Source organism: Parabacteroides hominis (assembly GCF_014287585.1).
Taxonomy (GTDB): domain Bacteria; phylum Bacteroidota; class Bacteroidia; order Bacteroidales; family Tannerellaceae; genus Parabacteroides; species Parabacteroides hominis.
In genome coordinates this window covers 63,548-74,421 of sequence record NZ_JACOOJ010000026.1, presented here as the reverse complement: position 1 = coordinate 74,421, position 10,874 = coordinate 63,548, and the positions used below count along the sequence as shown (strand labels likewise).

Below are 10,874 nucleotides of genomic sequence, written 5' to 3'. Positions count from 1 at the left end.
CGGGATGATTGGGAGCTATCTTTTCCGATAAACTAACCGGAAAAAGTACATTTTGGTTGGATGTTAACTCTTTAAATACTATCTTAGCCATTGCTATAATGTTTGTTTTTTTGCAACGGTAAGATACTACTTTTTACCGAAATAAACAATAGCAAAAGGGGCTGTCACACTTTTTGGACAGCCCCTTTTTCGGTCAGTTCAGCGGAGAAAGAGGCTCTCGAACCTACGCTTTCAAAAAATATCATAAAATTGCAAATCACTGATAATCATATATTATATACAATGCAGAGTAAATCTAAATCTTTCTAAATACCTTTTGCTATTTCAATTTTTGGGTGTATATTTGGGTGTAGAAATTCAAACGCACCCAAATATGAATATCAAACGTAACATCATTTTTGCATTGGAGGGCCGGAAGAAGAACGGTGTGCCAATCGTGGAGAACGTGCCTATCCGTATGCGTGTCATATACGCAAGCCAACGCATCGAGTTTACAACAGGCTACCGGATTGACGTAGCCAAATGGGATGCCGACAAACAACGGGTAAAGAATGGATGCACCAACAAGCTGAAACAAAGCGCATCCGAAATCAATGCGGACTTACTGAAATACTATGCCGAAATGCAAAACGTGTTCAAGGAGTTTGAGGTACAGGAAACCATGCCCACCACCCAACAGCTAAAGGATGCGTTCAATCTGCGGATGAAAGACAGCAGTGAAGAACAGCAGGAAGAAGCGCAGATAAGTTTTTGGGAAGTGTTCGATGAGTTTGTAAAAGAGTGTGGCAACCAGAATAATTGGACGGCATCCACCTACGAGAAATTCTCAGCAGTGAAAAACCACCTCAAAGAGTTCAAGGAAGATGTAACCTTTGAATACTTCAACGAGTTCGGCTTGAACGAGTATGTGAACTTCCTGCGTGACAAAAAGGACATGAGGAACAGCACCATCGGTAAGCAGATGGGATTTCTCAAATGGTTCCTGCATTGGAGCTTCAAAAAAGGGTATCATCAGAACATTGCATACGACGCATTCAAACCAAAATTGAAAACAACCCCTAAAAAGGTAATATTCCTAACATGGGATGAACTGAACAAGCTGAAAGATTATCAGATACCACATGACAAGCAGTATTTGGAACGTGTCAGGGATGTCTTTCTGTTCTGTTGTTTCACGAGTTTACGATATTCGGATGTTCGTAATCTTAAAAGAAGTGATATTAAGCCCGACCACATTGAAGTCACCACAGTCAAGACTGCGGACAGCCTGATAATCGAACTGAACGACCACAGCAAAGCGATTCTTGAAAAATACAAGGATGTTCATTTCGAGAACCACATGGCATTACCCGTCATCAGCAATCAGAAGATGAACGATTATCTGAAAGAACTGGGTGAACTGGCGGAAATCAACGAACCTGTACGGGAAACCTACTACAAGGGAAATGAGCGCATAGATGAAGTCACGCCCAAATACGCATTGTTAAGTACCCATGCCGGAAGAAAGACTTTCATCTGTAATGCGTTGGCACTCGGAATTCCGGCACCGGTGGTCATGAAATGGACGGGACACAGTGACTACAAAGCCATGAAACCCTACATTGACATAGCAGATGACATCAGGGCAAACGCCATGAACAAATTTAATCAACTATAAAAGTATCAATTAGTTTCATAAACAGTTATCAATAAGTATATTTGCAGAAACCATTATCACAATATGAACAACAAGGAATCCAACATAGAAAAAACGGACTTAAATGCGTTCATACACGCAGTCGGTTCGGAAATAGAACAGGCACAAGTAAGACTGATTGTCGCAGCCAATGCGCAAATGCTGTTCCACTACTGGAAAGTGGGCAACTATATTCTCTATCATCAGCAACAGCATGGGTGGGGAAGTAAAATCATCAAGCAATTGGCAAAGGCTATCCGGTTCAATTATCCCGAAAAGAAAGGCTATTCGGAACGCAACCTTACTTATATGTGCCAATTCGCACGGACATATCCGCTGAGTGTGCTAAGAAGTTTCATTGATACGGATGTAAGACTATCTGTTCCAAACATACAGAATGTGACAAACGAAGTATTGAAACTGAACGACAAGCAATTTACGCAGGAACTTACTGCGCAAATGCAATCCACTGATTGTCAGTCTTTAGAATTTACGCAGGAAGCTCCTGCGCAAATTCAGGACGTAGAGAAAACCGTTTCTGCCATTTACAGGATGGGGATTATGGAGATAGAAAAAATTTTCTTGAACTCCCCTGTCGCCAGAATAAACTGGGCAAGCCAAATGGTTATACTTGATGGCTCATTACCGTTAGGCATAGGATATTGGTACATGAAACAGTCCGTGGAAATGGGCTGGAGCAGCAATGTTCTTAAAATAGAAATTGAAACCAATCTGTATAGCAGACAAATCAGCAATAATAAGGTAAACAATTTCACATCCACGCTTCCTGCACCTCAAAGCGACCTTGCCAATTACCTTCTGAAAGACCCGTACATCTTTGACTTGGTTGGAACTAAGGAAAAGGCAGACGAAAGGGACATAGAAGAACAACTGGTTAAGCACGTCACCCGTTACTTGCTGGAAATGGGCAATGGCTTTGCTTTCGTTGCCCGACAGAAGCATTTTCAAATTGGTAACAGCGATTTCTATGCCGACCTGATTCTGTATTCCATTCCCCTACATGCATACATCGTAGTGGAATTAAAGGCTACCCCATTCAAACCAGAGTATGCGGGGCAACTGAACTTCTACATCAATGTTGTGGATGACAAACTGAGGGGAGAGAATGACAACAAGACTATCGGGTTGTTGCTGTGCAAGGGAAAAGACGAAGTTGTAGCGCAATACGCATTGACAGGCTACGACCAACCGATAGGCATCAGCGATTACCAACTGAGCAAGGCTATACCTGAGAACTTAAAATCAGCCCTGCCAAGTATAGAAGAAGTGGAAGAAGAACTGGCTTCCTTTCTTGATAAAGATAAGAATCCATAAACCAAGCGTATATGGCAGCAGAAATACAGATTATGATTCCCCAATACGGTGAACTCAACAGAATATACAGTGACTTTATTGTCAGCCATACTTTCTCTTTTGACAAGCAGAAATTCATCACGAACTTCTACAAGCAATACAATGATACAAAAGCTTTTGAAGCAGCTATCCTTGAATTGGTACATGACAAGCAGAAAGAACAGTACACTCTGATTCTCAACAGCCTGAGAACCGAGATAGAGAAAAACATATTGATTTATGAAAAACACCCATTGTTTGATGATGAGATAATTTCTCGTGTGTGCTACAACTTCGCTGGCAGATATGATACTGATATAAAGGCACAATTGGAGGTTACACAAAAATTAAGCAAGCCTTTGAATGAAGCATACAACAGGTATGATTCCATTGGTTACAGGAAACATTCGGCAGAAGAAGAAATGCAAGCCGAAAAAGAATATGAACGCTGCAAGTCTGAATATGAGAAAGAAAAAGAAGAACTGAACAGGCTTTATGAATTGCAAAAGCAAGCAAGAAAAGAGGCTTTCCAATATATAGAGAACTGCTGCGGAGATGTTTACAAGTTGAGTCTTCATTTTATGGAAATATTAGCAAAATATATTCCCGTAGCTAAAGATAAACCGGAAGAACTAACCAAACCAAGCGAACCTGATATACAAGAGGAAGCACCCAAAGAGGAACAACACGAGTATTTCGACAGGAAGTTGCTTTCGCTCGTTCACACGACCTGCGTAGGAGAACAATTCGAGAATATTTCCGAATATGATTTCTATGCTTGTATGAATCTGCGCCCCGGCAAATGCAAGCTGAAAATAAAGCCGAGAGAGAAAATACGTGTCTGTTATCTGATATTCCTAATGAGCGAACAACTTCACAAACTTGACAGGGAAAATTGGAAGAAGAATATCCTTAAAATGCTGGATATTGAAGAGAACTACTATAAGTCAAAATACAAGGAACCTGTTTCCGATTTTCCAAGCGACAGCAACCAAAAGTTTGCCAAAGAAATGGACGCAATATTCCGATAATCCGTGATACACCCTGACATTTTACGAAATAACCACTTTTACCACTCAAATTAATTTTTGAGTGGTATTTTTTATTATCTGATATTCAGATAAATAACAATACACTCCAGTTATATCAACCACATCCTTACCACTTACGCCCCCACCTAATTTTGCATCGTTCGAGAACAGAAATAACAGCCAGTGCGCAGGGCTGATTGTTAAACGACTAAATTGATTGGACGATGACAAATCTTCAAGAGTTATTATCAAAACCCGTCTGGCAGATGACAGGCGAAGAGTTCATATTCCTAAGCAAGCACGCTTCCCATCAAACGGAAACGCAGCCACAGCCCGTTACGGACGCAGAAAGAAAGTATGTGTATGGAATACTGGGCATAGCCAAACTGTTCGGGTGCAGTCTGCCCACCGCCAACCGCATCAAGAAAAGCGGAAAGATTGACAAGGCAATCACTCAGATAGGGCGCAAGATTATCGTGGATGTGGAGCTTGCCCTTGAACTTGCCGGAAAGAAAACAGGAGGACGGAAATAACGGGAGACATGGCTATGGACTATATAAGAGAAACTAAGGATATATCGGCAGAAGAAGCCATAATCCTTTGGCAAGCCTCACGTTTGAGTCTGTCGAAAAGTTATGAGAAAGCACCTGAAATCCTCAAAGTGCATGGTTCTGTCATTGGGACATTGGGCAATTTCAGTGCATCCATCGGCAAAGCCAAAAGTAAAAAGACATTCAATGTTTCGGCTATTGTAGCCGCTGCATTGAAGAATGGCACAGTGTTGCGGTATGTAGCGGAACTCTCCGACGGGAAGCGGAAAGTGCTTTATGTTGATACGGAGCAAAGTCCTTATCATTGCCTGAAAGTCATGAAACGTATTTTACGGATGGCTGGCTTGCCTGATGACAGGGATAATGAGAACCTTGAGTTTCTCGCCTTGAGAAAATACACACCTGAGCAGCGTATAAAGATTGTCGAACAGGCTATCTATAATACGCCCGACATTGGGCTTGTAATCATAGATGGTATCCGTGACATGGTATATGATATCAACAGTCCCGGCGAATCCACACGCATCATATCCAAACTGATGCAGTGGACGGACGACAGGCAGATACATATCCATACGATACTGCACCAGAACAAAGGGGATGAGAATGCGAGAGGGCATATCGGCACGGAGTTGAGCAATAAAGCGGAAACTGTATTGCTGGTGGAAAAGGACAAGAGCAACGGGGATATAAGCAGTGTTTCCGCCATGCACATCCGGGCAATGGATTTCGAGCCTTTTGCCTTTCGCATCAACGATAGTGCCCTCCCAGAACTCATAGAGGGCTACAAAACAGAAAGCAGGAAACCGGGAAGACCCGAGGAAGAAAAGTTCGACCCTTACAGGCATATCACCGAACAGCAGCATCGTATCGCATTGGAAGCCGTTTTCGGGCTGAAAGAGGAATACGGTTACAAGGAACTGGAAGATGCTTTAATCAAAAGCTATACGTCAATAGGTGTAAAGCTGAACCATCAAAAGGCGGTACTGCTCATCACCATGCTTCGCAACAAGCGGATGATAGTGCAGGAGAACGGCAGAAAATACACATTCATGCCCGACTTTCACTATTAGCCTGTTGCTTGTAATCGCTTCACTTTATTCTGTGGGTCTATATATTAAGGATAAAGCGAAGTGATTTCAGGGAAATGGGACTAAATCGCTTCACTTTATTACCGTATTCTATATATACGAGAATTTAGTGAAGTGATTATAGACCGTACTTTCTGAAAAGGTACGGGCGAAAAGAAAAATAAACCAATTCACCAACTACTAAAACAATCATTTTATGGATATACAGACAGCCAAGCAAATCAGGATAGCGGATTATCTGCACAGTTTGGGTTATTCACCAGTAAAACAACAAGGTATCAACCTTTGGTACAAATCTCCGTTTCGGGAAGAGACTGAAGCGTCGTTCAAAGTAAATACCGAACGTGAACAATGGTATGACTTCGGTTTGGGTAAAGGTGGTGGCATCATAGAACTGGCTGCACATTTGTACGCTACCGACCATGTACCTTACATCTTGAAACGGATAGCGGAGCAGACACCGCATGTGCGCCCGGTATCTTTCTCTTTTGGAAAGCAAAGCTCTTCCGAGCCGAGCTTCCAACAGTTGGAAATAGTTCCGTTATCATCTCCTGCCCTGTTTGCCTACTTGCAGGAAAGAGGAGTAAATACGGAGCTGGCGAAAAGAGAATGCAGTGAAGCTCGTTTCGCCCACAACAGCAAGCGGTATTTCGCCATCGCCTTTCCCAACGTATCGGGTGGATATGAGGTTCGCAACCGCTATTTCAAGGGCTGCATCGCCCCAAAGGAAATCTCCCACATCAGACAATCGGGAAAAGCAAGGAATACCTGTTATGTGTTCGAGGGGTTCATGGACTATCTCTCCTTTCTGACCTTGAGACAGGAGAGCAGCCCGAATTATCCGGAGCTGGACGGACAGGACTACATCGTATTGAACTCCGTATCGAATGTGAACAAGGCGCTCTATCCGTTGGGCAGATACGAACGCATCCACTGCTTTTTCGACAACGACCATGCAGGCATGGAAGCTCTCCGACAAATCCGCAAGGAATACGGCAGAGACCTATACATCCGTGACGCTTCGCAGACTTACAGCGGATGCAAGGACTTGAATGAATACTTGCAGAAACAGGCTGAAAGAAAAAGGCAAGCCCTGTCCGTCAAAGAGGTGCGCAGCCAATCACCGAAAAAGAAAAACGGCTTTCGGTTATAGCCCACTATAACTACACGCTCCGCTTTCGTAGTTGTGGGCTCTCCCGAGGGGATTAGGGCTTTGCCCTAATAACCCACTCAAGGCGTTTCACCCCTGAGAACCCCGAGCAAAGAGTGACCCTCTCTTTGCAATCTCCGCTTATGGGTTGTACCCCTAAGAACCCCTCTGCGAAAGTGGGCAAAATAATCTAATGTAAACAAAAAAAGAAACTATGGCAACAAAATCAAGCATACATATCAAGCCTTGCAACATCGCATCGAGCGAGGCACACAACCGAAGGACTGCCGAGTATATGCGAAACATCGGGGAGTCCAGAATCTATGTCGTTCCCGAACTCTCCATCGACAACGAGCAGTGGATAAATCCCGACTTCGGCACTTCTGAACTGCGAACACACTATGACAACATCAAACGGATGGTCAAGGAAAAGACCGGACGTGCCATGCAGGAAAAGGAGAGGGAACGTAAGGGAAAGAATGGAAAGATTATCAAGGTGGCGGGATGTTCACCCATTCGTGAAGGAGTGTTACTTATCAGACCGGACACCACACTGGCTGATGTACGCAAATTCGGTGAAGAATGCCAAAAGCGCTGGGGCATCACTCCGCTACAGATTTTCCTGCACAAAGATGAAGGGCATTGGTTGAACAGTCAGCCGGAAGCGGAAGACAAAGAAAGCTTTCAAATCGGAAGCAGATGGTTCAAGCCGAACTATCATGCTCATATCGTATTTGACTGGATGAACCACGAAACCGGAAAGAGCCGAAAGCTCAATGACGAGGATATGGCAACCATGCAGACCCTTGCTTCCGATATTCTCCTGATGGAACGTGGGCAGGCAAAAGCTGTTACAGGTAAGGAGCATTTGGAACGAAACGACTTCATCATTGAGAAGCAGAAAGCCGAACTGCAACGTATAGAGGAAACCAAGATATACAAGGAGCAACAGGTAAGCCTTGCCGAACAGGAACTCAAACAGGTAAAAGCAGAGATACGCACAGACAAACTAAAGAAGACAGCCACCGATGTAGCCACTGCCATAACCAACGGTGTAGGTTCTCTTTTCGGCAGCGGTAAATTGAAAGATTTGGAACAATCTAACGAGAATTTACGTCATGAAATTGCCAAACGTGACAAGGGCATTGATGAATTAAAAGTTAAGATGCAACAAATGCAGGAACAGCACGGCAAGCAGATTCGTAACCTGCAAGGAATATATAATCAAGAGCTTGAAGCCAAAGACAAGGAAATATCACGATTGAATACCATTCTTGAAAAAGCGTTCAACTGGTTTCCATTGCTAAAAGAAATGTTGAGAATGGAAAGACTATGCTATGCCATCGGATTTACCAAAGATATGGTAAACAGTCTTTTGAACAAAAAGGAAGCTATCAGATGTAGCGGAAAACTTTACTCCGAAGAACATAGACGAAAATTTGAAATCAAGAATGACACTTTCAAGGTTGAGAAAAGTTCGGTTGATGAGAATAAATTGGTACTGACCGTAAACAGGCAACCAATCGGAGAATGGTTTAAGGAGCAATGGGAGAAACTTCGGCAAGGTTTACGACAATCAGTGAAAGAACCAAGAAAAAGCAGAGGATTCAAATTGTAATTCGTTAAAGTTAAATAGTTCAAATATAACCGAAAGGAGTAGTCAAATAGCATTTTGGTCGCTCCTTTTTTGTATCTTTATGGCATTACTAAAAAATGAATTATATGGATAACAGCTGCAATCAACCAATTTGGTATCTGAAAATACAGCAAAAACAATATGTCAGATTTGAAACGAAAGTGTGAACAATATGAGCAATACAATAAATTACAGAATCCGCCCTTTATATCAAGAGGAATCTTTCTTATTAAGAGATTTTCTTTATGAGGCTATTTTCATCCCAAAAGGAATGGAAACTCCCCCAAGAGAGATTATAAATACACCTGAATTAAGAATATATTTAAGTTGGGATTCAGAATAGTAAAAGAAACAAAGGATGAGTTCATAATGGTAAATGAATTGAATAAAGAAATAAGCAATTACCAACGTTTTTTGTCAGGAGAATATTGTAACTATTTGGATACAGAAGTGTTAGCAATGATAAACAGGACAAAAGACTATTTATGTGTCTTAAATGACATAAAGACGGTAGAATATGAAAGGAAAGAAATTCTTTCCAAAATGTTGGGAAGCATTGGTAATCATTCAAGTGTAGGACAGAACTTTACTTGCCAATGCGGAAAACATATCTTTATTGGTGAACAAACCATTATCAATAATAACTGTACAATGATGGATGAAAATCTGATTCATATTGGTAATAGGGTTTTGATTGCTCCAAATGTGCAATTTTACACAGCTACTCATCCGATAAATTTTGAGGAACGGTTTGTGAGAAATTGGGAGGAAGATTCAAGGAAACTATTTTTCAGGACAAAGGCTTTACCTATTACAGTAGAAGATAATGTATGGATTGGTGGCGGCAGCATTATTCTTGCAGGAATCACTATCGGAAAAGGGAGTGTGATTGGTGCCGGAAGTGTAGTGACCAAATCTATTCCGGCTGATTGTGTTGCCGTTGGAAATCCATGCAAAGTGATTAAATGGTTAAACCCTCAATATAGGCTTCTCCCACTCGAAGAAAAGGACATTCCCGAAATGCAGGAATTATTCCGCTCTACCGTACTGCATGTTAATATCAGACATTATACAAAAGAAGAAGTAGAAGATTGGGCATCTTGTGGTGACAGTGTGGAGCATTTGAAAGAGCTTCTGTCACACAATCATTTTATAGGTGCTTTTGATAAAGCGAACCACATGGTAGGCTTTTCATCCATGAATAAGGACGGCTATCTGCATTCCATGTTCGTACACAAGGACTGGCAAGGCAAAGGCGTGGCCACACAGCTTCTTTCTGAAGTTGAACGCATTGCCAAGCAATTGGGAGTTGTTGAAATCACATCCGAAGTAAGCCTGACAGCCAGACCGTTCTTTGAGAAGAAGGGATATGAAATAGTCAAAATACAGAAGTATAGGGCAAACAAACTGGAGCTGACAAATTTTATCATGCGCCGCAAATTCTTATAAGCACATAGAACACGATTTCTTAAATAATACAAAAACACCCAACTTTACATTCTTGGGTGTAAAATTGGGTGTTTGTTTTGCAATTTGCTGATTTTCAGCATTTATTGCGGAGAGGGAGGGATTCGAACCCCCGGAACCTCTCGGTTCAACGGTTTTCAAGACCGCCGCAATCGACCACTCTGCCATCTCTCCAATATGTCTTGCAACCTTGTTTGTTTCGATTGCGGTGCAAAGGTAGTGATTATTTTTTTATAACCAAATTTGGTGGTGAATATTTTTCTTTTCACTCTATTCTTTTTCTTTTAACCACTGAGGATAAACGTTTGTGTCTTTTTATTGTTATTTTTGTAAGTGGTAATAATTAAATAGTAATAAGTTTTATATGAGAAGTTTGAAAAGTCTATTGATGGTTGCGGTCGCGCTGATTTTGGTTAGTTGCTCCATGTCCGCAAAACCGGAACAAAATGAAACTGAAAAGGCATCAGCACAGGGGGAAGTGGTTGCTTTGAATAAGGCGGACTTTCTGTCGAAAGTATATAATTACGAAAAGAATCAGACTCAATGGGTGTACGAAGGAAATAAACCGGCTATTATTGACTTCTATGCAGACTGGTGCGGTCCCTGCAAGAAAGTATCTCCGATTCTGAAGGAACTGGCTGCGCAATATAAAGACGATATCGTTATTTATAAAATAAATGTAGATAATGAAAAAGAGCTGGCTTCGGCATTCGGCATACAGAGTATTCCGACGTTGCTGTTCATTCCCAAGACAGGTAAACCTCAAATTGCTCAAGGGGCTTTATCGAAAGAACAGTTTGTACAGCAGATCGATAATTTCTTATTGAAAAAATAAAGTCTTTATATATTCCTGTTGGAAATGTTGCAATTTGGAACGCCTGATTCTCTTGTAGGATCGGGCGTTTTTTTTGCTTTTGCAA

Annotated in this window: 9 protein-coding genes, 1 tRNA gene and 1 pseudogene; 10 read left to right on the top strand and 1 reads right to left on the bottom strand. The window is 41.8% G+C overall.

Going from position 1 to position 10,874, the window contains the following annotated elements:
• Window positions 1–373: 373 nt before the first annotated feature.
• From H8S65_RS14025 to H8S65_RS13985, 9 genes and pseudogenes are all read left to right on the top strand, one after another.
• Window positions 374–1,657, top strand: a complete 1,284-nt coding sequence (locus H8S65_RS14025; protein WP_118422577.1) for a site-specific integrase — start codon at window positions 374–376, stop codon at window positions 1,655–1,657.
• 63 nt (window positions 1,658–1,720) lie between these two features.
• Window positions 1,721–3,010, top strand: coding sequence for a PDDEXK nuclease domain-containing protein (locus H8S65_RS14020; protein ID WP_186930547.1), 1,290 nt, complete (start codon window positions 1,721–1,723; stop codon window positions 3,008–3,010).
• Window positions 3,011–3,021: 11 nt separating this feature from the next.
• The gene (locus H8S65_RS14015) at window positions 3,022–4,059 is read left to right on the top strand and encodes a hypothetical protein (RefSeq protein WP_118422575.1); all 1,038 of its coding nucleotides are present in this window, start codon (window positions 3,022–3,024) and stop codon (window positions 4,057–4,059) included.
• Between the two features lie 224 nt (window positions 4,060–4,283).
• Window positions 4,284–4,592: a DUF3853 family protein gene (locus tag H8S65_RS14010; protein ID WP_118422574.1), complete on the top strand. Its 309-nt coding sequence runs from the start codon at window positions 4,284–4,286 to the stop codon at window positions 4,590–4,592.
• A gap of 14 nt (window positions 4,593–4,606) precedes the next feature.
• On the top strand, window positions 4,607–5,683 hold the full coding sequence (locus H8S65_RS14005) for an AAA family ATPase (RefSeq protein ID WP_186930546.1): 1,077 nt from the start codon (window positions 4,607–4,609) through the stop codon (window positions 5,681–5,683).
• A 214-nt stretch (window positions 5,684–5,897) separates the two neighbouring features.
• Complete coding sequence (locus H8S65_RS14000) at window positions 5,898–6,854, top strand: DUF8464 domain-containing protein (RefSeq protein WP_186930545.1); 957 nt, start codon at window positions 5,898–5,900, stop codon at window positions 6,852–6,854.
• A 211-nt stretch (window positions 6,855–7,065) separates the two neighbouring features.
• The gene (locus H8S65_RS13995) at window positions 7,066–8,469 is read left to right on the top strand and encodes a mobilization protein (protein ID WP_118422572.1); all 1,404 of its coding nucleotides are present in this window, start codon (window positions 7,066–7,068) and stop codon (window positions 8,467–8,469) included.
• A 387-nt stretch (window positions 8,470–8,856) separates the two neighbouring features.
• Window positions 8,857–9,459 (top strand): annotated as a pseudogene (locus H8S65_RS13990) (sugar O-acetyltransferase); the annotation flags it as partial.
• 48 nt (window positions 9,460–9,507) lie between these two features.
• Window positions 9,508–9,936: a GNAT family N-acetyltransferase gene (locus tag H8S65_RS13985; RefSeq protein ID WP_118337323.1), complete on the top strand. Its 429-nt coding sequence runs from the start codon at window positions 9,508–9,510 to the stop codon at window positions 9,934–9,936.
• Window positions 9,937–10,043: 107 nt separating this feature from the next.
• On the opposite strand, the gene H8S65_RS13980 is transcribed toward H8S65_RS13985, so the two are convergent.
• A tRNA-Ser gene (locus H8S65_RS13980) sits at window positions 10,044–10,128 on the bottom strand.
• A gap of 190 nt (window positions 10,129–10,318) precedes the next feature.
• Between H8S65_RS13980 and trxA the strand changes: the two genes are divergently transcribed.
• Entirely contained in the window at window positions 10,319–10,789 is a 471-nt protein-coding gene (gene trxA, locus H8S65_RS13975) for a thioredoxin (RefSeq protein ID WP_186930544.1), read from the top strand.
• Window positions 10,790–10,874 lie beyond the last annotated feature (85 nt).

Coding starts and splice junctions, on each gene's coding strand:
- H8S65_RS14020 (WP_186930547.1), top strand. CDS start 1,721: ATGAACAACAAGGAATCCAACATAGAAAAAACGGACTTAAATGCGTTC.
- H8S65_RS14005 (WP_186930546.1), top strand. CDS start 4,607: ATGGACTATATAAGAGAAACTAAGGATATATCGGCAGAAGAAGCCATA.
- H8S65_RS14025 (WP_118422577.1), top strand. CDS start 374: ATGAATATCAAACGTAACATCATTTTTGCATTGGAGGGCCGGAAGAAG.
- H8S65_RS14000 (WP_186930545.1), top strand. CDS start 5,898: ATGGATATACAGACAGCCAAGCAAATCAGGATAGCGGATTATCTGCAC.
- H8S65_RS13995 (WP_118422572.1), top strand. CDS start 7,066: ATGGCAACAAAATCAAGCATACATATCAAGCCTTGCAACATCGCATCG.
- trxA (WP_186930544.1), top strand. CDS start 10,319: ATGAGAAGTTTGAAAAGTCTATTGATGGTTGCGGTCGCGCTGATTTTG.
- H8S65_RS14010 (WP_118422574.1), top strand. CDS start 4,284: ATGACAAATCTTCAAGAGTTATTATCAAAACCCGTCTGGCAGATGACA.
- H8S65_RS14015 (WP_118422575.1), top strand. CDS start 3,022: ATGGCAGCAGAAATACAGATTATGATTCCCCAATACGGTGAACTCAAC.
- H8S65_RS13985 (WP_118337323.1), top strand. CDS start 9,508: ATGCAGGAATTATTCCGCTCTACCGTACTGCATGTTAATATCAGACAT.